Origin of the sequence: Halalkalibacter oceani, assembly GCF_040544555.1 — a bacterium.
GTDB classification, from domain to species: Bacteria; Bacillota; Bacilli; order Bacillales; family Bacillaceae_D; genus Halalkalibacter; species Halalkalibacter oceani.
Genome location: NZ_JBEPKD010000002.1, coordinates 176,130 through 197,006, shown reverse-complemented (window position 1 = coordinate 197,006; position 20,877 = coordinate 176,130). Strand labels below are relative to the sequence as shown.

The 20,877-nt window shown below is 48.4% G+C and carries 22 protein-coding genes; all 22 read left to right on the top strand.

The genetic code is table 11. From position 1 onward, the window contains the following. The first annotated feature begins 10 nt into the window (after positions 1 to 10). The 22 genes from yqfD (at position 11) to ABMB67_RS04360 (ending at position 20,834) form a co-directional block, all read left to right on the top strand. The gene (gene yqfD / locus ABMB67_RS04465) at positions 11 to 1,198 is read left to right on the top strand and encodes a sporulation protein YqfD (protein WP_354571234.1); all 1,188 of its coding nucleotides are present in this window, start codon (positions 11 to 13) and stop codon (positions 1,196 to 1,198) included. A gap of 5 nt (positions 1,199 to 1,203) precedes the next feature. Next, on the top strand, positions 1,204 to 2,166 hold the full coding sequence (locus ABMB67_RS04460; protein ID WP_354571233.1) for a PhoH family protein: 963 nt from the start codon (positions 1,204 to 1,206) through the stop codon (positions 2,164 to 2,166). A 6-nt stretch (positions 2,167 to 2,172) separates the two neighbouring features. Further along, entirely contained in the window at positions 2,173 to 2,295 is a 123-nt protein-coding gene (locus ABMB67_RS04455) for a hypothetical protein (protein ID WP_285890064.1), read from the top strand. 34 nt (positions 2,296 to 2,329) lie between these two features. After that, positions 2,330 to 4,504, top strand: coding sequence for an HD family phosphohydrolase (locus tag ABMB67_RS04450; protein WP_354571232.1), 2,175 nt, complete (start codon positions 2,330 to 2,332; stop codon positions 4,502 to 4,504). Next, positions 4,501 to 4,971 carry an rRNA maturation RNase YbeY gene (gene ybeY, locus ABMB67_RS04445; protein ID WP_354571231.1) on the top strand — a complete coding sequence of 157 codons (471 nt, stop codon included), beginning with the start codon at positions 4,501 to 4,503 and terminating at the stop codon, positions 4,969 to 4,971. Before ABMB67_RS04450 ends, ybeY begins: the two co-directional genes overlap by 4 nt. Continuing rightward, the gene (locus ABMB67_RS04440; RefSeq protein WP_251221683.1) at positions 4,955 to 5,344 is read left to right on the top strand and encodes a diacylglycerol kinase; all 390 of its coding nucleotides are present in this window, start codon (positions 4,955 to 4,957) and stop codon (positions 5,342 to 5,344) included. Before ybeY ends, ABMB67_RS04440 begins: the two co-directional genes overlap by 17 nt. Positions 5,345 to 5,394: 50 nt before the next feature. Continuing rightward, the gene (locus ABMB67_RS04435; RefSeq protein ID WP_251221684.1) at positions 5,395 to 6,135 is read left to right on the top strand and encodes a DUF502 domain-containing protein; all 741 of its coding nucleotides are present in this window, start codon (positions 5,395 to 5,397) and stop codon (positions 6,133 to 6,135) included. After that, a complete protein-coding gene (locus ABMB67_RS04430; protein WP_354571230.1) occupies positions 6,132 to 6,533 on the top strand; it encodes a cytidine deaminase in 402 nt (133 codons plus the stop codon). The genes ABMB67_RS04435 and ABMB67_RS04430 overlap by 4 nt, the downstream gene beginning before the upstream one ends. Further along, on the top strand, positions 6,526 to 7,437 hold the full coding sequence (gene era / locus ABMB67_RS04425; protein ID WP_251221686.1) for a GTPase Era: 912 nt from the start codon (positions 6,526 to 6,528) through the stop codon (positions 7,435 to 7,437). Before ABMB67_RS04430 ends, era begins: the two co-directional genes overlap by 8 nt. Before the next feature lie 464 nt (positions 7,438 to 7,901). Further along, on the top strand, positions 7,902 to 8,048 hold the full coding sequence (locus ABMB67_RS04420) for a YqzL family protein (RefSeq protein WP_251194211.1): 147 nt from the start codon (positions 7,902 to 7,904) through the stop codon (positions 8,046 to 8,048). A 42-nt stretch (positions 8,049 to 8,090) separates the two neighbouring features. Further along, the gene (recO, locus tag ABMB67_RS04415) at positions 8,091 to 8,846 is read left to right on the top strand and encodes a DNA repair protein RecO (RefSeq protein ID WP_354571229.1); all 756 of its coding nucleotides are present in this window, start codon (positions 8,091 to 8,093) and stop codon (positions 8,844 to 8,846) included. A 318-nt stretch (positions 8,847 to 9,164) separates the two neighbouring features. Further along, the gene (glyQ, locus tag ABMB67_RS04410; protein WP_251221688.1) at positions 9,165 to 10,052 is read left to right on the top strand and encodes a glycine--tRNA ligase subunit alpha; all 888 of its coding nucleotides are present in this window, start codon (positions 9,165 to 9,167) and stop codon (positions 10,050 to 10,052) included. Continuing rightward, positions 10,045 to 12,123, top strand: coding sequence for a glycine--tRNA ligase subunit beta (gene glyS / locus ABMB67_RS04405; protein WP_354571228.1), 2,079 nt, complete (start codon positions 10,045 to 10,047; stop codon positions 12,121 to 12,123). Before glyQ ends, glyS begins: the two co-directional genes overlap by 8 nt. A gap of 96 nt (positions 12,124 to 12,219) precedes the next feature. Continuing rightward, a complete protein-coding gene (gene ccpN, locus ABMB67_RS04400) occupies positions 12,220 to 12,855 on the top strand; it encodes a transcriptional regulator CcpN (protein ID WP_354571323.1) in 636 nt (211 codons plus the stop codon). Between the two features lie 47 nt (positions 12,856 to 12,902). Then, positions 12,903 to 13,715, top strand: a complete 813-nt coding sequence (locus tag ABMB67_RS04395; RefSeq protein ID WP_251221690.1) for a pyruvate, water dikinase regulatory protein — start codon at positions 12,903 to 12,905, stop codon at positions 13,713 to 13,715. Between the two features lie 408 nt (positions 13,716 to 14,123). Then, the gene (locus tag ABMB67_RS04390) at positions 14,124 to 14,624 is read left to right on the top strand and encodes a YaiI/YqxD family protein (RefSeq protein ID WP_251221691.1); all 501 of its coding nucleotides are present in this window, start codon (positions 14,124 to 14,126) and stop codon (positions 14,622 to 14,624) included. A 33-nt stretch (positions 14,625 to 14,657) separates the two neighbouring features. Beyond that, positions 14,658 to 16,457, top strand: a complete 1,800-nt coding sequence (gene dnaG, locus ABMB67_RS04385; RefSeq protein ID WP_354571227.1) for a DNA primase — start codon at positions 14,658 to 14,660, stop codon at positions 16,455 to 16,457. Positions 16,458 to 16,512: 55 nt separating this feature from the next. After that, positions 16,513 to 17,631 (top strand): RNA polymerase sigma factor RpoD, encoded by a 1,119-nt coding sequence (gene rpoD, locus ABMB67_RS04380; protein ID WP_251221693.1) that lies wholly within the window; start codon positions 16,513 to 16,515, stop codon positions 17,629 to 17,631. Positions 17,632 to 17,731: 100 nt separating this feature from the next. After that, positions 17,732 to 18,286 (top strand): hypothetical protein, encoded by a 555-nt coding sequence (locus ABMB67_RS04375; protein WP_354571226.1) that lies wholly within the window; start codon positions 17,732 to 17,734, stop codon positions 18,284 to 18,286. A 145-nt stretch (positions 18,287 to 18,431) separates the two neighbouring features. Then, the gene (cccA, locus tag ABMB67_RS04370; RefSeq protein ID WP_251221695.1) at positions 18,432 to 18,803 is read left to right on the top strand and encodes a cytochrome c550; all 372 of its coding nucleotides are present in this window, start codon (positions 18,432 to 18,434) and stop codon (positions 18,801 to 18,803) included. A gap of 205 nt (positions 18,804 to 19,008) precedes the next feature. Further along, entirely contained in the window at positions 19,009 to 19,716 is a 708-nt protein-coding gene (locus ABMB67_RS04365; RefSeq protein ID WP_251221696.1) for a tRNA (adenine(22)-N(1))-methyltransferase, read from the top strand. Then, positions 19,713 to 20,834 (top strand): Nif3-like dinuclear metal center hexameric protein, encoded by a 1,122-nt coding sequence (locus tag ABMB67_RS04360; RefSeq protein WP_251221697.1) that lies wholly within the window; start codon positions 19,713 to 19,715, stop codon positions 20,832 to 20,834. The genes ABMB67_RS04365 and ABMB67_RS04360 overlap by 4 nt, the downstream gene beginning before the upstream one ends. Positions 20,835 to 20,877: the final 43 nt, after the last annotated feature.

Below are 20,877 nucleotides of genomic sequence, written 5' to 3'. Positions count from 1 at the left end.
ACAATTAACAATGAATGCGACTATGATCAACCTGATGCACGGCTATGTGCGTGTCAGCGTCGATGGCGCTTATCCGGAGAGACTGCTTAATCGTTGCATCGAGGAAAAGATTACAATTTGGCACATTCGCCGCATTAGCGAGAATCGGATTGTTTTCTATATGTATGTAAAGGATGTCAGGCGGTTAAGGCCGCTGCTGCGTCTGACAAGCTGTAAGGCGACATTTATTCAAAGGCGCGGCGGACCGTTCTTTTTCAAGCGGATGCTTGGACGTTCCGGCTTTGTCGCTGGCCTGTGCGGCTTCTTTATCGTGATGTTCGTCTTATCCAATATGATCTGGCATATCGAAATTAAGGGTGCTTCTCCACAGGTTGAGCATGAACTGCGCCAAGTAATGACGGAAATGGGTATCAAGCGGGGCGCATTTCATTTCTCGCTTCCGAGCGTCGAATTAATTCAGCGCGATGTAACAGAAGCGGTGGCCGGCGCGACGTGGGTCGGCGTCCGGAAAAAAGGGACGACCTTTGAGTTCGAGGTCGTCGAGCAGCAGCTGCCTGAGGAAGCGGAGCGTCACAGTCCGCGGCATCTGATTGCGACAAAGGAAGCGGTCATTCATGACATTTTCGTTGAGCACGGCCAGGCGATGGTCAAGCCGAATGATTTTGTGCGCAAAGGCGATATTCTCGTCTCCGGATATATTGGTAAAGAAGGCCGGGCGGAAGTTGTGCCGGCACAGGCGGTTGTACGTGGGGAAATTTGGTACAAGTCAACGGTTTCCATTCCTCTTGAGACGGTGTTCACGACATTGACCGGCGAAAGACAGACAAAGCATTATGTAACATTTTCCGATGTTAGTGTGCCGATCTGGGGCTTTTCGCGGCAAACGTTGGAGCAGTATCAGCCTTTTGAGCAGGAAACTCCAATTCGGATCTGGAAATGGACGCTTCCGTTAACGTATAAACGAGTTGATTATTATGAAACAGATCAGTATGCCCGCTCGTATACAAAGGAGGAAGCGATCGAAGCAGCAAAGGAACGGGCTCGTGTCGATTTAGTGAAGCATTTACCAGAGGAAGCGGAAATACTTGGCGAAAAAGTTTTGCACGAAGCCTTGGGGAATGGTAAAGTTAACTTACAGATTCATTACCAAGTACTCGAAGATATTACATCGGAGAAGCCGATTATTCAAGGAGATTGAGTCTATTGTCAGAAACGAAAACCATTCAGCTAGAAGTGAAGAATGCGAGTGAAACCCAGGCACTTCTCGGTCCGCATGATCGACATTTAAAGCGGATCGAAGAATTACTTGCTGTTACGCTTGTGACAAGGGGAGAGGAAGTCCTTGTGACAGGTGAAGCAGAAAAGGTCGCGCTTGTTCATTCTATTCTTGCAGCTTTGATTGAACTGATTAGAAAAGGCATAACTGTATCCGAACGGGATGTGGTTTACGCGGTACAGCTTGCTGAGACGGATCGTCTTGATGAGCTGAATGAGCTCTATAATGAAAAAGTTGCCGTCAACGTTAAAGGGAAGCCGATCATGGCCAAGACGCTCGGTCAGCGTCACTATGTGTCGGCTATTCAAAAGAAGGATATGGTTTTTGGAATCGGACCGGCTGGTACAGGAAAAACCTACTTGGCTGTCGTAATGGCGGTCACTGCCCTTAAAGAAGGGCGGGTCAAGCGGATTGTCCTGACGCGGCCGGCGGTCGAAGCAGGTGAAAGCCTCGGCTTTTTACCCGGCGATTTAAAAGAAAAGGTCGATCCATATTTGCGTCCCCTTTACGATGCCTTACACGATGTCCTTGGCGTCGAGCAGACGACCCGCTTAATGGAGCGTGGAACGATTGAAGTCGCTCCGCTCGCCTACATGCGCGGCCGGACGCTTGACGATGCGTTTGTTATTCTGGATGAGGCGCAAAATACGACGAAGGAACAGATGAAGATGTTCATTACCCGTCTCGGCTTCGGCTCGAAAATGGTGATTAATGGCGACTTGACACAGATTGATTTGCCAAAGGGCAAAAAGTCCGGATTAAAGGTCGCGATTGACATTTTAGCTGGAGTGAAGGATATTGCTTTTATTTATTTACAGCAGTCTGATGTCGTGCGCCACACGCTTGTTCAGCAAATTATCCAGGCCTACGATCAAAGCGAGGACGAGTGAGGAAAAATGGAAAGAGAAGACGTCTTTTTAGAGGAGGCGCTTTATACGGAAGAGGCTGACTCGAAACTGGTTGTCATTTGCGCTGTTTGCGGAGATGATGCGGAGGCAGCCTCTTTTCTTCAAAAGTAAAAGGGATACTAAAGGGGAACCGGGGTGAATTATCATGAGAAGACGCGCACCGATAGATCAGCAAAAATGGTGGAAACAGCTTCGCGATCATCAGTATATTCGAACAATCCTTTTTTTTATCATGGGGATTCTTCTTTACCTGCTTATGCTGGGCAGCGTGATTCCGGACACGCTCGATGTGCGCCTTTCGCAAATCGCTGATCGGGATATTCGGTCTCCTATTACCGTAGAAAATAAAGTGGAAACGGAACGACGGCAAAATGAAGCGATTGATGCCATCTCTCCTGTCTATGACCAGAAACGTGAATATGCGCAAAACCAGGTCGTCAAAGTCAATGATATTTTTGAGCTTGTCATTCAAGTGAAAAATGACTATGAGACAGCCGCAGCGGAGGCCGAGACGGAACGAGAGCTTTCGCAGGAAGAGAAGCTGAATGAACAGCTCGCTCTTGTCGAGCAGGAGCTTTCTGATGGGACAAGCAATGATCTGAGCGAGGAAACATTGCTGACGTTGCTTGCTGCCTCGCCTACGCAGCTGCAAATTGCCAGGGAAGCGACTTCCAATGCCGTATATGAGATAATGAGTGAGCGGATCACGATTCGGGATCTCACTGAAGCAAAGAGTAACGTCAGCAATCAAATTGCGATTTCCACCGTCAGTAATCGCTTATTGCAAGCGATGATTGAAATCGCCCAATTTGCGATTATTCCAAACTACATTTATGACGCCGAAGCGACTGAACGACTGCGCCAGGAAGCGGCAGAAAGTGTCGAGCCGGTCATTATCCGCGAAGGGCAGCTGCTCGTCGAAGAAGGAGAGATTATTAATCATGATCTCTATGAACAGCTTCGCCTCGTCGGTCTGTTGGACGATTCCTTTAACATTTATCCGTACATCGGACTTGCGCTGCTCGTCGTGCTTATTATCAGCATGCTTGCTTATTATGTGAATGAATCGCAGACGTCCGTTCAACGAAATAACAGTCATCTGCTGATGTTTACGCTGATTTTTATTTTGACCGTTTCGTTGATTAAAGTCACAAGTATTTTAGAAATCTTTCAAGTTCAGGGGATTGGCTATGTTGTTCCAGTTTCCTTGGGAGCGATGCTGATTACGCTGCTGATCCACACCCGGCTTGCGATCTTTTCAAGCATCATATTTGCCGTCATCGGCAGCGTGCTTTACAGTGATCCGAACAGCGCCGGAACGTTTCATTTCACTTATGGCTTTTATATGCTGTTCAGCTCGTTCGCTGGCGCGTATTTTCTAAGTCGTTCCACGCGGATTTCGCGGATTTTACTGGCGGGGCTGTTTGTTTCAGCGATTAATATTATCGCTGTAGCATCCTTGCTCTTTTTGAAAACTGTGCAGAGCAACTGGTTCGAGCTGGGCATGCATATCGGCTTTGCCTTTTTGTCCGGCTTCACGGCAGCCGTGCTGACAATCGGACTTCTGCCATTCTTTGAGGCAGGCTTCGGCATTCTGTCGACGACTAAGCTGATTGAATTATCCAATCCGAATCATCCGCTGCTGCGAAAAATTTTAGTCGAGACACCGGGAACGTATCATCATAGCGTCGTCGTTGGCAATTTGTCAGAAGCAGCCTGTGAAACGATAGGCGAAAACGGTTTACTCGCCCGGGTCGGCTCCTATTATCACGATCTTGGAAAAACAAAGCGCCCTCATTTCTTTATTGAAAACCAGATGAAAATGGAGAATCCGCATGATAAAATATCACCACAGCTTAGTAAAACGATTATTATCGCCCATCCGTATGATGGGGCTGATATGCTGCGGGAATACAAAATGCCGAAAGAAATTATTGATATTGCCGAGCAGCATCACGGAACGACATTATTGAAATATTTCTACCATAAAGCGAATCAGGATTCTGATCATCCATTGCCTGAAGAGCAATTCCGCTATCCGGGACCGAAAGCGCAAACGAAAGTAGCCGCGATTGTCGGGATTGCTGACAGCGTCGAAGCGGCTGTCAGGACGATTCAAAAGCCGACACCTGATAAAATCGAGTCACTTGTCCGGAAAATCATCCAAAGCCGTCTGGAGGACGGGCAATTCGATGAATCGGATCTTACGCTGAAAGAGCTGGATAAAATTGCTGTTTCCATCTGCGAAACGTTAAAAGGGACCTTCCATCAGCGGATTGAATATCCGGAGGATGCAAAAGGAAAGGGAGACAAAAAATGAAGCTAACTGTTGATATGAATGATGAAACGTCGACAATCACGGAAGCCCAGCAAAGCCTCGTGCGAGAGCTGCTGAAAAAAACCGCTGAACTTGAAAAGCTGGAAGGGGAGACCGAGGTGTCGGTTACATTTGTCAGCCTTGAGCGTATTCAGGAGATCAACCGTGACTATCGCGGCAAGGATCAGCCGACAGATGTCATCTCTTTTGCCTTAAATGATCAGGATGAAGAAGAGCTTGAGGTCGTCGCTGAAGGTCTTCCGAATGTATTGGGGGATATCATCATTTCGGTTTCTCATATCCGTTCCCAGGCCGAGGAGTACGGTCATTCCTTTGAACGGGAGCTTGGCTTTTTAACAGTGCATGGGATGCTTCATCTGCTCGGCTATGATCATCTCACTGAAGAAGAAGAGAAAGACATGTTCTCTCGCCAAGAGGATATCTTGAGCGCCTATGGACTTTCGCGATAGAAACAGAAGAGGAGTCAAGCGGTTACTGGCAGCCTTTGCTTTTGCGTTACAGGGAGTCCGTGATGTGGTCACCCATGAGAAGAATATGCAGCTTCACTTGATCATCGCAGCCGCTGTTCTTGCGCTGGCAGGTTTATTAAGGCTCCCGCTTTTGCACTGGGTTCTTCTACTCTTGGTGATAGCTGGAGTCTTTGCCTTGGAAATGATGAATACAGCAGTGGAGCGGGTCGTCGACCTTTGCACTGAGGAGTTTCACCCGTTAGCCAAGCGGGCAAAGGATATTGCCGCCGGTGCTGTCTTCATGTATTGTTTGTTTGCCGTCGTGATTGGTATCATCCTGTTTCTTCCACCAATCCTTCGACTGCTGAAATAGGACGGGCTGTCGTGAGTGTCAAAGAGTCTGAGCGAAAGGAGCAACCTCCCGTGTGGAAGAGGTTTCAGAAAAACATTATTGCTGGTATTATCTTTTTATTGCCGGCTATTGCAACAATATATGTCTTACAGCTCCTGTTTGGACTGGTGGATGCTTTTCTCGGTTCCTTCATTACAGGAGTGCTGAAGGCGTTAAATATTATCACAACGCATGATGGACGCATTTACTTTCTTGGCGTCTACACCCCTTTCTCTGAACGGCTTCTCGGCATCGGTTTTGTCTTGACCATTCTTTTAGTGACCTGGGTTGGAGCGATGCGGCTGCAGGGAAGGGGAAAAGGGATTTTCGGCTCGATTGACCGGACATTTCGTAAAATTCCGATTGCCAATTCGATTTATACTTCCGTTGAGCAGGTGATTCATGCGTTTGCCCAGGAACGAACCTCGTTTAAAAATGTGGTGCTGGTGGAATATCCCCGTAAAGGTCTTTATACGGTGGGCTTTCAGACGGGAGAGTCAAAAGGCGAGGTTCAACGGCTGACGGCGAAGGACTGCATTAATATTTTTCTGCCGACAACACCAAACCCGACCTCCGGCTGGCTCGTCCTTGTGCCGAAGGAGGATGTCATTGTGCTCAATATGTCTGTTGAACAAGGACTAAAGTTTATTATTTCAGGCGGGGTTGTCGTCCCTCCTGATCCGGGATCGGTTGTTGATCAGATGGAAACAAAAGTAGATGAAGCGAACATGGTCATTCATGTGCGCTCCAAGCGAAAGGATGAAAAAGAATGACCACCGACCGACAGTTAATCGCGGAAGCCAAGCGTGCCCGCGAGCAAGCGTACGTACCTTATTCAAAATTTCCGGTAGGAGCTGCGCTTTTAATGGCAGATGGCACGATTTATCATGGGGCGAATATCGAAAACGCCTCCTTCGGCCTTACCAATTGTGCAGAGCGTACCGCATTGTTTAAAGCATATTCAGAAGGAAACCGCGATGTGAAGGCAATCGCCGTCGTCGCCGATACAAACCGTCCCGTTCCGCCCTGTGGGGCATGTCGCCAGGTAATGGTGGAACTGTGCCCTCCTGATACGAAAGTAGTGTTAACCAATTTAAAAGACGACATCGTCGAGATGACGGTGGCAGAATTGCTCCCCGGAGCATTTACAGCGGAGGATATGGATGAGTAATCAAACAACATTTAAATCAGGCTTTGTCTCAATTATTGGCCGTCCGAATGTAGGGAAATCGACATTGCTAAATTATGTAGTCGGACAAAAAATCGCGATTATGTCTGACAAACCGCAGACGACGCGCAACAAAATTCAAGGTGTCTATACGAGTAACGAGGCGCAAATTGTTTTTATTGATACGCCGGGGATTCACAAGCCGAAGCACAAATTGGGCGACTTCATGATGAAGGTCGCGCAAAATACGCTCGGTGAAGTCGACCTGATTTTATATGTCGTGGATGCGGCAGAAGCGTTCGGACCTGGTGAGGAGTTTATTATAGAACGACTCAAGTCGGCCTCCACCCCTGTTTTTCTCGTCATTAACAAAATCGACAAAATTTCACCCGACGATTTGCTCGGTGTGATTGAAACGTATCGGACGAAACATGATTTCAAAGAGGTGATCCCGATTTCGGCTTTGCAGGGGAATAACGTTCCGGCTTTAATGGAGCAGATTACGGAATACCTTGATGAAGGGCCGCAGTATTATCCGAGCGATCAGGTGACAGACCACCCGGAACGCTTCGTCGTCGCTGAATTAATCCGCGAAAAGGTACTTCATTTAACGAGAGAGGAAATCCCTCATTCCGTTGCAGTGAATGTCGAGCAAATGAAGCGGCGGGAAAACAACGATACCGTCTACATCGGGGCGACGATCATCGTCGAGCGCACCTCACAAAAAGGAATCATCATCGGCAAACAGGGCGCGATGCTGAAAGAGGTCGGCAAACGGGCCCGCACCGACATCGAAACCCTTCTCGGCTCCAAAGTCTATCTCGAGCTCTGGGTCAAAGTCCAAAAAGACTGGCGCAACAAACCAACCCACCTCCGCGACTTCGGCTTCCGCGAAGACGAATATTAGGCAAAAACGCCACAGGGCGCCCTATCCCTGTGGCGTTTTTGCCTAAGAGCGAGCGAAGCCGGCGCCAACTCGAAAGTGAAAAAGATGGCAGCGGCTTCGTTCTGCGCAAAGCCTGTACCAAAGTAAGACGCTTTGGTACAGGCTGTAAAACATCGGCGCAGACTTCGCACGCTGCTTCAAGCCTGAAAAAAGGTGAAAACCAACCTTTTTATCTCAGGCTTGCGCCGCGGAGTCGCTCCCAATTCGGAAACAGGGCGCTCTATCCCTGTGGCGTTTTTGCCTGGGCGAAGGGCCATTGTTTTTTTAAAAGAAAACGATTATGATGAAAGAAAGCAAGAAAAATTTGTCATTGTGTCGTTGTCAAGAGCGGTCAATTAGCAATATTTCCTTAACATGATTACAGGTAAACAAGGTCATCATACAAGTATAGAGCGTTGACGTTTATGACGAAAGGTGGAAACTGTATGCTCGATTTTTCCTGGAAAATCTTTTCAATGACGGGTAATCTGGATACGTACTTGTTAATGAAAGAGCTTGAACGTGAGTCGGACGATCAGTTTGGACAAGAGGACACGGAGGAAAGTGAAGCATTTGACGCTCCAACCCATTAAAAGGTATTGACACCTCACAATCAGACCGTGTGGTGAACCTCAATGATGCAAAAAGTAGAAGGAATTGTGATACGGACAACCGATTATGGAGAATCAAACAAAATTGTCACCCTATATACACGGGAATTCGGAAAGATAGGTGTCATGGCACGAGGGGCGAAAAAGCCGAAAAGCCGGCTAACGGCGGTGTCGCAGCTCTTTATTTATGGAACCTTTCTCTTTCAGAAAAGCACCGGACTCGGAACGCTCCAGCAAGCGGAGATCATCGATTCCTTTAAAGAAGTCAGGCATGATCTGTTTTTGGCGGCCTACGCGGCCTACATCGTCGAAATGACCGACAAGCTGACGGACGAAAAGCAGCCGAATCCGGCGCTGTTTGACCTTTTAGCGAAGACGCTTCATTATATCGATGAAGGGATGGACCGCGACGTCCTGCTGTATATTTTTGAAATGAAAATGCTTGCCGTAGCTGGAATTCGCCCGGAGCTTGACCAATGTGCAAGCTGTGGCCGCGCCGATGAGCCGGCTGCTTTTTCGGTTAAAGAGGCCGGATTTTTATGTGAGCGCTGCTTGTATCGCGATCCGCATGCTTACCGGTTGACGACTCAAGTAGCGAGGCTGTTGCGGTTGTTTTTTTATATTGAGCTAGATCGGCTTGGACAAATTTCCTTGAAGCCGGAGACGAAACAACAGCTGAAAACGATTATTTCCAGCTACTACGATGAATACTCAGGGTTGAAATTAAAATCAAAGCGGTTCCTTGAACAGCTTGAGCGCATGGACTTCCCGCCTTCATAAATATTGACAGAGCAGTGGAAGTTCAGTTATGATGCTACTAAATGAATAACGTGCGAAGAAGGAAAGAAGTACTTGTCAGCAAGTAAAGAAAGCGAACCTAGGATGGTGTGAGCTAGGGATTTACCCTGATAAAGGAAGGCACTCCCGAGCACAGAATGGTAAAGTGATTTAAGCGGAAGCTCCGTTTAAATAAATAGGGTGGAACCGCGGGAAACAAGCTCTCGTCCCTATGTCATGCGCATGACATAGGGATGGGGGCTTTTTGTATGAACAGAAGAGCCGCTTGGCGCTTTTTCGATACTTCAAGGAGGGTTTATTGTGAATGTACAAACGATGATTTTAACGTTGCAACAGTATTGGTCAAAGCAAAACTGCATGATTATGCAAGCCTATGACACCGAAAAAGGAGCCGGAACGATGAGTCCGTTTACGCTCTTGCGGACGATTGGACCTGAACCGTGGAATGTCGCCTATGTTGAGCCATCGCGGCGGCCGGCTGATGGCCGTTACGGTGAAAATCCGAACCGGCTTTATCAGCATCATCAGTTTCAGGTAATTATGAAGCCGTCTCCTTTAAACATCCAGGAGCTGTATCTTGACAGCTTGAAAGCACTTGGCATTGATCCACTGGAGCACGATATCCGCTTCGTTGAGGATAACTGGGAAAATCCGACGCTCGGCTGTGCCGGATTAGGCTGGGAAGTGTGGCTCGATGGGATGGAAATTACTCAGTTTACCTACTTCCAGCAGGTTGGCGGACTTGAAGCAAATCCTGTTTCAGCGGAGATTACATATGGACTGGAGCGGCTCGCCTCCTACATTCAGGACAAGGAAAATGTCTTTGAGTTGGAGTGGGTCGAGGGCTTCACATACGGCGATATTTTCAAGCAGCCGGAATATGAGCATTCGAAATATACGTTTGAAGTGTCGGACAGTCAGATGCTGTTTACTCTTTTTGGTACGTATGAGCAGGAAGCGAAGCGCGCGCTGGACGAAAACCTTGTTTTTCCGGCCTATGATTATATTTTAAAATGCTCTCACACCTTCAATTTGCTTGATGCGCGTGGAGCGATTTCGGTGACGGAACGAACCGGCTATATTGGCCGTGTTCGCAATCTCGCCCGGGCTGCGGCGAAGATTTATTACGACGAACGGGAACGTCTCGGTTTTCCAATGCTGAAGAAGGAGGGAGAAAGCCATGAGTAAACAAGATTTTCTGTTAGAAATCGGAGTCGAGGAATTACCGGCTCGCTTTGTCACCAGCTCAATTGCGCAGCTGCAGGAGAAAATGGAAAAATGGCTTGCCGACGAGCGGCTTGATTATGAAAACATACAGGCCTTCGCTACGCCGCGAAGATTAGCGATTTTGATTGAGGGGTTGGCTGACAGTCAGCCGGATATTGAGGAAGAAGCGAAGGGACCAGCGAAGAAAATTGCGCTTGACGAAGACGGAAACTGGTCAAAGGCGGCCCAGGGCTTCGCTCGCGGACAAGGTGTAACAACCGATCAACTTTTCTTTAAAGAAGTAAAAGGAGTCGAGTATGTGTACGCCAACCGCTTTATTGCCGGCAAAGAAACGCGTGACCTGCTTCCGGCGCTGAAGGAGCTGATTTTAAGCCTTCATTTTCCGAAAAATATGCGCTGGGGAAGCCATGAGCTGCGCTTTGCCCGTCCGATCCAATGGCTGATCGCATTGTATGGTACCGAGGTAATTCCGTTTGAGATTACGGGGATCGAAACCGGAACGACAACGTACGGCCATCGTTTTCTCGGAAAGAAAATTGAACTGAAAACGCCGAAAGAGTATGAGCAGGCTTTACTGGCGGAATACGTCATCAGCCGGCCGGAGGAGAGAAAGCAGGCGATTCGCAGTCAGCTAGAAGAAATGGCGGCGGAGAAAAACTGGGTCATTCCGATTGACGAGGATTTACTGGAAGAGGTTCATCATCTCGTGGAGTACCCGACAGCGCTCTCCGGCAGCTTTGATAAGGAGTTTCTCGCTTTGCCGAAGGAAGTGCTGATTACCTCGATGCGGGAGCATCAACGTTATTTTCCGGTCGAGAATCAACAGGGAGAGCTTCTGCCTTATTTCGTCACCGTCCGCAATGGTGATCATAAGCATTTGGACAATGTCGCGCGCGGAAATGAAAAGGTGCTGCGGGCCCGTCTCGCTGACGCCGACTTCTTCTATCAGGAAGATCAAAAAGTAAAGATTGAAGATGCCTTGAAGCGTTTGGAGAACATCGTTTATCACGAAGAGCTCGGCTCAATCGGCGACAAGGTTAGACGGATTCAGGAAAGTGCTGATAAGCTGCTCGCCGCTCTTGAGGCCGATAGCCGGACAGCTGAGGTGACACGGCGGACAGCGGAAATTTGCAAATTTGACCTCGTGACGCAGATGGTCTATGAATTTCCGGAGCTTCAAGGCCGCATGGGGGAAGTGTATGCTGAGCTGGCGGGGGAACAAAAGGAAGTTGCCAAGGCGATTAATGAGCATTATCAGCCGCGCTTTGCCGGAGATGCGAGTCCAGCGACTCTTGCCGGAGCGGTTGTCAGCATCGCCGATAAGCTCGATACGATTGTGACTTGTTTTGCGATCGGTCTGATTCCAACCGGCTCCCAGGATCCTTACGCGCTCAGACGGCAGGCGGCGGGAGTTGTGCAAATGGTTACGGATCATCAATTGGAAGTCGAGCTTGAAGATTTGATTGAAATCGCCTTAGCTGTTGCCGAAGAGCAGAAGCTGCTGAAGCGTCCGCGTCAGGAACTCAAAGAAGAGCTTGTTCAATTTTTTGCGCTGCGGGTAAAAGCCGCCCTTCAGGAAAAAGCCGTCTCCTATGACGTGATTGATGCGGTGTTAGCCGAGCGGATCGGTCATATTCCGACGCTGATCAACAAGGCGCTGCTCATCGGGGAAAAGCACGACCAGCCTGATTTCAAGAAGGTTGTTGAAGCGCTCAGCCGAATAACCAATATCGCCAAAAAAGCGAGCGGTACTGGGGAGATCAACGAAGAGAAATTTGAGAAAAAGGAAGAAAATGAGCTGTATTCGTCTTATTTGACGGTAAAAGACGGTGTTCCACAAGCGTTAGCTGAAGGGAAAGTGGAGCAGGCTTATCAGCTGCTTGCTGACTGCGAACCGGTGATTCACCGTTATTTCGATCATATTATGGTCATGGCGGACGATGAGGCACTTAAAGCAAACCGTCTTGCGCAAATGCATGCTTTTGCAGAAGTAATTCGTTCATTTGCTCATTTTCAGGCGCTCGTGTTGTAAAGAGGAAGAGGCTCAATCGTTTTACTTCTGAGAATAATCATATATAATAATTTTAGATTAGAAGGGCACGGTGCGTGCTAAGGACGGTGAGTAGCTATCGAACTAACAAGCCGGCAAGAAACTATTGTAGAAATCGTCAAAAATAATGGTCCGATTACGGGAGAGCAAATTGCAGAACGACTTTCGTTAACAAGAGCGACGCTGCGTCCGGATCTCGCCATTTTAACGATGGCCGGATATTTGGATGCCAGACCGCGAGTAGGGTACTTTTACACAGGCAAGTCCGGAACTCAGCTGTTAGCTGAGAAGGTTAAGCATATAACGGTGAAGCATTATCAGTCGCGTCCGGTTGTCGTGCAGGAAGCGGCTTCCGTTTACGATGCGATCTGTACGATGTTTCTTGAAGATGTCGGCTCCCTGTTTGTCGTCGATAAGCAGGCGACCCTCGTCGGCGTCCTCTCGCGAAAGGATTTGCTCCGGGCGAGCCTCGGGAAGCATAGTCTCGAATCGATCCCGGTCAGTATCATTATGACGAGGATGCCGAATATTACGGTCTGCAAGGCAGATGATTTGATTACCGAAGTCGCCAAAAAGCTGATTGATAAGCAAATCGACAGTTTGCCGATCGTGACAGAGGTTGATTACGGTTCGGGCTTTGAGGTGACCGGACGGATTACAAAGACGAATATTACCGCGCTTCTTGTTGATTTGGCGAATGATGAAATGATTTAATGAAGGGCTCGGACAATCAATTATTGGAAGAAGCGAGGGAGGTCATGATGGAAGGAATAAAGCAACGTCCTGTCGTGTACGTCGTTTCCGATTCAGTTGGTGAAACGGCAGAGTTGGTCGTCAAAGCAGCAGCAAGCCAATTTAGCGGGGCAGGCTTGGAAGTTAGACGTATTCCCTATGTAGAAGATAAAGCAACGATCGAAGAAGTGATCATTCTCGCCCAGCAGGCAAGGGCGTTGATCGCGTTCACGCTCGTCGTTCCGGATATGAAGAATTATTTACTGGCAAAAGCGAAGGAAGTCAATGTCGAGACAGTCGACATCATCGGACCGATGCTGGAAAAGATCGGCGTGATCACGAATGAGGAACCACGCTATGAGCCAGGTTTAATTTACCGCCTCGATGAAGATTATTTCCGCAAAGTCGAAGCGATTGAATTTGCTGTCAAGTATGATGACGGCCGTGATCCACGTGGCATTGTCCGGGCGGATTTAGTGTTAATCGGCGTTTCACGGACATCAAAAACTCCGCTTTCGCAGTATTTGGCCCATAAACGCTTAAAGGTGGCCAACGTCCCGCTTGTTCCGGAAGTGGAACCGCCGCAGGAGCTGTTTTCGATTGCGCCGAAAAAATGCGTCGGGTTGAAGATCAGTCCGGAGAAGCTGAACGACATTCGGGCGGAGCGTCTGAAAGCGCTCGGTTTAAAGGCGCAGGCAAATTATGCCAACCTAGACCGGATTAAGGAAGAGCTGAAATATGCGGAAGAAATTATGGAACGGATCGGCTGTCCGGTGATCGACGTCTCGAATAAAGCGGTCGAGGAGACGGCGAATCTGATTTCCAGTATGTTTCAGAAGTAGGCGGGGGTTCTCTGGGGAGGGATCAGATGTCTCTCGGAGAATGGCAATGGCTCCGTTCGCTACTCGACTAGAGAGGAGAACTTCACTCTTCTCTAGTCTTTTACATACTGTAGCGACTCCGCACATTGCTTCGGGCTTGCTCCAAAAGGTAAATTTCAACCTTTCGGAGCAAGCCCTTAATCTTTTTGCTAGTCAAAGGAGGAAATGTTGCGTATAATAAAGAATTGTGATTCTTATTGAATTTTAAACGCATAAATTGAAAAAGAACAAATAAATTTAAAAAGTCAAGACTTTTTCTTCGTTTTTTGGAAATGATAGTAAAGGTATAAGAGCAAATGAGGAATAAATTGGTTTGTTCGACAAAAATCAACGCATTTCTTTTATTTTAGGGCAGGATTTTTGAAGGAGGTGTTGAATTCAACTACCATGAATCCTTCATTGCAAACATTATATGTGGATGCTGATGCGTGTCCGGTGAAAAATGAAATCATTGACACGACTCAGGCTTTTCAGTTGAATGTTATTTTCGTATCTTCCTACGCCCATCATATTAAGGCGCCGTCTTTCGTCAAAATCGTAACGGTGGACAGTGAGAAAGAAGCGGTGGATTTATATGTGATGAACCGCATAAAAAAAGGCGACCTGTGTGTAACCCAGGATCACGCACTCGCTTCTATCTTATTGGCAAAGGGAGCTGTTGTATTATCGCCGCGCGGTCATCTTTATTTAGAAGATACGATTGATCAAATGCTTGATGCTCGTTATGTTTCACAAAAACAAAGACGCATGGGGGCGAAGACAAAAGGGCCAAAAGCTTTCACAAAGACAGATCGTTTGCGATTTGCCCGGCAGCTTAAGGAAATTCTTGCAGAAAAAGCAGGAAGATCGCAAAAAAGCTCGAATGTTTAAAGACTTGTGAAGATGTAAGTTGGTGATGACACAATGAGCATTCGGATACCTGAAGAAAAGGTGGAATTGATAAGACGCTCGTCAGATATTGTTGAGGTGATTGGCGAACATGTCCAGCTGAAAAAACAAGGACGGCAATACATCGGTTTATGCCCTTTTCATGGCGAGAAAACCCCGTCTTTCTCTGTTTCTGCCGATAAGCAGCTTTATCACTGTTTCGGCTGCGGGGCGGGAGGAAATGTTTTTTCGTTTTTGATGGAGCTGGAAGGTCTGACGTTTGTTGAAGCGGCACAACAGCTGGCAAAGAGGGCAAATATTGATTTGCCGGACATCGTCGTAAACCGGGGAGCTGACAGTAAGGAAAACGGTCCGCAAAGCATCATGCGGGCAGGCCATGAACTGGCGGCGAAGCTCTACCACCATGTCCTGACGTTAACGGAGGAAGGCAAGGCCGGACGGGAATATGTCTCAGAGCGCGGTTTTACAAAAGAACAGATCGAGCATTTTCAGATTGGATTTGCGCCGGATCGCTGGGATGCCCTGACAACGATCTTGTCGAAGCGGCAGTTTCCTCTCGACATCATGGCGCAGGCAAGCCTGCTCGGCACCCGCCAGCAGGACGGCGGCCATTTTGACCGCTTCCGGCAGCGATTGATGTTTCCGATTTGGGATGGACAAGGAAATGTCATTGCCTTTGGCGGACGCACCGTTTCCGGAGAGCAGCCGAAGTATTTGAACAGTTCGGAGTCGCCGATCTTTCAAAAAGGAAGAACGCTTTACGGCCTTCATTTAGCCCGTCCGACGATGCGCAAGGAATCGACAGCGGTGCTGTTTGAAGGGTATGTCGACGTGATTGCCGCCTGGGGCGCCGGAGTGCGCAACGGAATCGCGACGCTCGGCACAGCCTTAACAGAGGAACAGGCCAGGCTGCTAAGGCGAAATGCTGAAACGGTCATCCTTTGTTATGATTCCGACCAGGCCGGCACAGATGCCGCTTTTCGCTCGGCAGGTCTGCTTGAGGAGGCAGGCTGCTTTGTGAAAGTGGCGCAAATGCCTGATGGCCTTGATCCCGATGACTATATTCGAACTTACGGCGCTGAACGGTTTCAATCGAATGTAATAGGGGCTAGCCTGACGATGATGGCTTTTAAAATGCGCTACCTTCGTCAAGGGAAAAATCTACAGCACGAAGCGGACCGAATGCGCTATATTGAAGAGATCCTGACAGAGATTTCTACCTTGCAGCGCGCCGTCGAACGCGACCACTATTTAAGACAGCTGGCGGATGAATTTTCCCTGTCGCTTGAAGCGTTGAAGCAGGAGCAAATTCAGATTTACCGCTCGCGACGCAGGAAAGAGCAGGCGCACCGGACGGAGCAGAGAAAGCCTGTTCCAAAGCATTTTGAAAAGAAAAAGCTGCTGCCGGCCTATCATAATGCCGAACGGCTTCTGTTGGCTCATATGCTGAGGGATGCTGAGATTGCCGAGCGCGTCCAGGAACGGATCGGCGGTGAATTTAATATTGATGATCACCAGGCAATTGCAGCGTACCTGTTTGCTTATTACGGAGAAGGCCATCCGCCGAATCCGGGTCACTTTATTCAAGAGCTGGCCGATGAGCGGCTGAAACGCATCGTAACTGAGCTTGCCATGCTCCCTGTAAATGAGAATTGCCAGGAGCAGGAATTGCTTGATTATATGGCTCAGATTGAAAAGTACCCAAAAAGGGTACAAATAGAGCAAAAGGAATTGGAGATGAAGCGGCTGGAGGATCCTGTAGAAGCAGCCAGGCTTCTTATGGAAATCAATCGCCTGAAGCAGGAGCTTCATTAAAAGAATCGACCCCGGCATGTAGCTTTAGTTGTGAACAATGGAAGGAGGGGATCGAATGGCAGATAAACCAATACGCCCACTAGCGGAAGGTGAGTTGTCGATCGATCAGGTGAAAGAACAATTAGTCGAGACAGGAAAGAAGCGAGGAGTTTTAACGTATAGCGAGATTACAGAGAAACTGGCGGCGTTTGATCAGGACTCCGACCAAATGGACGAGTTTTTTGAATACCTTGGCGAACAGGGTGTGGAAATACTAAATGAATCAGATGACGTCCCGAATATTCAGCAGGCGGTCAAAAATGAAGAAGAATTCGATCTGAATGATTTGAGCGTGCCTCCAGGGATAAAGATAAATGATCCGGTCCGGATGTACTTAAAAGAAATCGGACGGGTTCCATTGCTTTCTGCCGAAGAAGAAATTGAATTGGCAAAGCGGATCGAACAGGGCGATGAGGAAGCGAAGCGCCGTTTAGCGGAAGCGAACCTCCGTCTCGTTGTCTCGATTGCCAAGCGTTACGTTGGCCGGGGCATGCTGTTTCTTGACCTGATTCAGGAAGGAAATATGGGTCTGATCAAAGCCGTTGAAAAATTCGACTTTGAGAAGGGCTTCAAATTCAGCACATACGCAACATGGTGGATTCGTCAGGCGATCACGCGGGCGATCGCGGACCAGGCGAGAACGATCCGGATTCCGGTTCACATGGTGGAAACGATTAATAAGCTGATCCGCGTTCAACGTCAGCTTCTCCAGGATTACGGCAGAGAGCCGACGCCGGAGGAAGTGGCGGCGGAAATGGAATTAACGCCTGAGAAAGTGCGTGAAATTCTGAAGATTGCTCAGGAACCTGTCTCTTTGGAAACGCCGATCGGGGAAGAAGATGATTCCCATCTTGGTGATTTTATCGAGGATCAGGAAGCGCTCGCTCCTTCTGATGCGGCGGCCTATGAACTCCTGAAAGAACAGCTGGAAGATGTACTTGATACGCTGACCGACCGAGAAGAAAATGTACTGCGCCTGCGCTTCGGGCTTGATGATGGCCGGACGCGGACATTGGAGGAAGTCGGAAAAGTATTCGGCGTGACACGGGAGAGAATCAGACAAATTGAAGCAAAGGCTTTACGCAAGCTTCGTCACCCGAGCAGAAGTAAGAGACTGAAGGATTTTCTTGAATAGAATGTTGCTAATGTGTAAAAAGGGTCAGATTCCGACTAATGCAGTGTCAGAGTCGGCCCTTTTTTGTTCCCTTATCAGGTAAGGCTTGGGAGGAGAAGGGATGAACGAGCAAAGAAAAACAACGATTATCAATGAAATCAAATACTGGAAAAAGTCAAAGCTGTTACCGGACCAGTATTGTGATTATTTACTCACGCTTTACACAGAAGGAGAGCACGATATTGAGCCGGAGCCGGAACAGAAACGCTCGCTTCATCTGCGCTTTCAGCCGAGTCGGACGCTTCTCATATGTATCATGGTGCAAGCGTTGTTCTTGTTGGCTCTTCTTGTCATTTATTTTACAGAGTTTCCATTGGGATTGCAAATTTCCACTGGGGTATTTTTTACAATCGCCATTATCCTGCTGGCTAATCGAACGAAACGGCAGACGCTTGCTCTTTCGTATTTGTATTTGCTGGAGGCCGCTGTGCTTCTCTTTTTACTGACGATTCACGCGGTCGTGACAATGTTTGCCGGGGAAACGCTCTACATTGCGCTGGCGACCTTTATTCATTGCCTGGCGTGGTTTATGATCGGCTGGAAATGGAAGCTTCGGTTCTTTACGATTGCCAGCCTGCTTGGCGGTCTGCTCCTGCTTTACTTTATATTTCGTTAAAAGAGTGACAAAAAACGCAAATCTGCCGCAGGCCCTTTCTTTTGGAATCAAATTCAAGTAAAATGAGAAGGGTAATCTTAAGCGTCTACATAAAATTGTTTGACGACAAGCGTTGAACGTATGGTGATTAAAGGAGGATTTAAGAATGAAGGGAAGACCATTAATGCCTTTCGCGATCACAGCCATTATCGGGATTCTTCTTATGGTGTCGCTCTCTTTCATCGGGCTAAACGAGCGGGCTGAAATGAACGCAGACGGTGAGGAAGCAGAAGAAATAGAAGAATTTGAAGATCCGATTGCAGAAGGTCAAGTGTTGGCTGAACAATCATGTATCGCCTGTCATGGCGGCGACCTGAGCGGTGGCGCAGGTCCGGCTTTAACTTCGCTTGAAGGGACATACACGGTTGAAGAGATTGCGAACATTATTCAAAATGGACAAGGAAGCATGCCTGCAACTGGTTTAAACGAAGTTGAAGCAGATGCGGTCGCGCAATATCTATTATCAATTTCTGAATAAGGGTTGCGGCAAGGCGAATGTCATACGGAGCAGGCTGTTTGCTGCTGTACCCGGTTAGAAACAGATTCCTGCTCAGGGATGTTTTAAAAGGACGAGAGCCTTTTGAGACATCCCTTTTTGCATAAACGGCCAGACAGCAAGTACAATGGAGGAGAGGAGCATTCCTTTCTGTTTTAAAAAAACAAGTAAAGCAACAGGTGATGCTATGAATGAAAGACAATTATCAAATAGGCTCATTAAAGTAGCTGATTATGTCCCGCCAGGAGCAACCGTAGCGGATATCGGCTCTGACCATGCGTATTTGCCATGCTATTTATGCCTGCAGCATGCCGGCACGAGAGCGATTGCCGGGGAAGTGAATGAAGGGCCGTTTCAATCGGCGAAGGAGCAGGTGGCGCGTACGGGCTTAAGCGGACGGATTGATGTCCGCAAAGGCAACGGACTTGAAGTCATTGAGCCCGGAGAAGCCGATGTCATTACGATTGCCGGCATGGGAGGCAGTTTAATCACTTCGATTTTGGAAGAGGGCAAGGAGAAGCTTGAAGGCGTGTCACGTCTCGTTTTGCAGCCGAACGTCGCCGCGGAAGTGATCCGGGCCTGGCTAAGAGCGAATCAGTGGGTTTTGACCGCTGAGGAAATTTTAGAGGAAGATGAGAAGGTGTACGAGATCCTTGTCGCGGAACGGGGCGATGATGCGGGCCTATACGCCGGGGACGTCGAAAAGAAGCTTTTGCTCGGCCCTTATTTACTTAAGCAGAAAAACGAAGCCTTTCAAAAAAAATGGCGTCACGAGCTGACGAACTGGAAACGAATTCTCGACCAGCAGGCTCGCGCGACCGAAACCGAAGAGCTGCGGCAAAGGCAAAAGCAGCTGCAAAACCAAATTAACATAGTAGAGGAGGTTCTTGGATGACAAAAGCAGTTAATGGACAAGCATTGATTCAGCATTTTGAAGCGTGGTCGCCAAAAGCATATGCCGTTGAAGGAGATAAAATCGGCCTGATGCTCGGCACGTTAAACAAGCCTGTACATAAAGTAATGGTCGCGCTCGATGTGCTGGAAGACGTGATCGATGAAGCGATTGAAGAGCAGGTTGACTTCATTATCGCTCATCATCCGTTACTCTTCCGGCCGTTGAAAAAAATTGATCTGACGACCGCGCATGGCCGGATCGTTGAGAAGGCGCTTAAGCATGACATTACGATCTATGCCGCCCATACAAATTTGGACATTGCCAAGGGCGGTGTCAATGATATGATGGCAGAGGCGCTTGGCCTGAAGGAAACAGATGTGCTTGCCCCGACTCAGACCCAGCAGCTGAAAAAGATCGCCGTCTTTGTTCCGAAAACCCATATTGAACAAGTTCGGCAGGCGATTAGCCAAGCTGGGGCAGGGCATATCGGCGCATACAGCCATTGTACGTTCCAAAGCGAGGGCACCGGTACCTTCAAGCCGTTGGAAGGGACAAATCCATTTATCGGCGAACAGGGCAAGCTGGAGTATGTCGAAGAGCTAAAGCTGGAAACAATTGTGCCCGCTGAGCGTCAGAATCGCGTCATTCAGGCGCTGATCAAAGCCCATCCATATGAGGAGCCTGCCTATGATATTTACCCGCTCGATAATCAGGGAGACGTGCTCGGGCTTGGAAGGATTGGCAAGCTGGAGGAAGCGGTCAGCCTCGGTGAATTTGCGGAGCAGGTAAAGGCAGCCTTTGAGGTGAGCGGCGCTCGCGTCGTCGGTGATTTGGCGAAGCCGGTGCAAAAGGTCGCCGTGCTTGGCGGAGATGGCAACAAGTATATGAAGGATGCGATTTTTAAAGGAGCTGACGTCATCGTAACCGGTGACGTGTATTACCACGTCGCCCACGATGCGATGATGGACGGGCTGGCGATTGTCGATCCGGGTCATAATGTCGAGAAGGTGATGAAGGAAGGCGTCAAGCGCTATTTAGAGCGCTTCATTGCTGAGAAAGGCTATCAGACGACGGTCATCGCCTCAAGCCGAAATACCGATCCTTTTACATTTGTCTAGTCGAATGAGGACTGGATGATGTATAATGAAAGCGAACTGGAAA

Bases quoted from the DNA above. Each gene is read 5' to 3' on its own strand.
- recO (WP_354571229.1), top strand. From the start codon at position 8,091: ATGATGCAAAAAGTAGAAGGAATTGTGATACGGACAACCGATTATGGA.
- ABMB67_RS04430 (WP_354571230.1), top strand. From the start codon at position 6,132: ATGACCACCGACCGACAGTTAATCGCGGAAGCCAAGCGTGCCCGCGAG.
- ABMB67_RS04395 (WP_251221690.1), top strand. From the start codon at position 12,903: ATGGAAGGAATAAAGCAACGTCCTGTCGTGTACGTCGTTTCCGATTCA.
- ABMB67_RS04360 (WP_251221697.1), top strand. From the start codon at position 19,713: ATGACAAAAGCAGTTAATGGACAAGCATTGATTCAGCATTTTGAAGCG.
- cccA (WP_251221695.1), top strand. From the start codon at position 18,432: ATGAAGGGAAGACCATTAATGCCTTTCGCGATCACAGCCATTATCGGG.
- ABMB67_RS04450 (WP_354571232.1), top strand. From the start codon at position 2,330: ATGAGAAGACGCGCACCGATAGATCAGCAAAAATGGTGGAAACAGCTT.
- era (WP_251221686.1), top strand. From the start codon at position 6,526: ATGAGTAATCAAACAACATTTAAATCAGGCTTTGTCTCAATTATTGGC.
- ABMB67_RS04440 (WP_251221683.1), top strand. From the start codon at position 4,955: ATGGACTTTCGCGATAGAAACAGAAGAGGAGTCAAGCGGTTACTGGCA.
- ABMB67_RS04375 (WP_354571226.1), top strand. From the start codon at position 17,732: ATGAACGAGCAAAGAAAAACAACGATTATCAATGAAATCAAATACTGG.
- yqfD (WP_354571234.1), top strand. From the start codon at position 11: ATGAATGCGACTATGATCAACCTGATGCACGGCTATGTGCGTGTCAGC.
- dnaG (WP_354571227.1), top strand. From the start codon at position 14,658: ATGAGCATTCGGATACCTGAAGAAAAGGTGGAATTGATAAGACGCTCG.
- rpoD (WP_251221693.1), top strand. From the start codon at position 16,513: ATGGCAGATAAACCAATACGCCCACTAGCGGAAGGTGAGTTGTCGATC.
- glyS (WP_354571228.1), top strand. From the start codon at position 10,045: ATGAGTAAACAAGATTTTCTGTTAGAAATCGGAGTCGAGGAATTACCG.
- ABMB67_RS04420 (WP_251194211.1), top strand. From the start codon at position 7,902: ATGCTCGATTTTTCCTGGAAAATCTTTTCAATGACGGGTAATCTGGAT.
- ABMB67_RS04455 (WP_285890064.1), top strand. From the start codon at position 2,173: ATGGAAAGAGAAGACGTCTTTTTAGAGGAGGCGCTTTATACGGAAGAG.
- ybeY (WP_354571231.1), top strand. From the start codon at position 4,501: ATGAAGCTAACTGTTGATATGAATGATGAAACGTCGACAATCACGGAA.
- ABMB67_RS04365 (WP_251221696.1), top strand. From the start codon at position 19,009: ATGAATGAAAGACAATTATCAAATAGGCTCATTAAAGTAGCTGATTAT.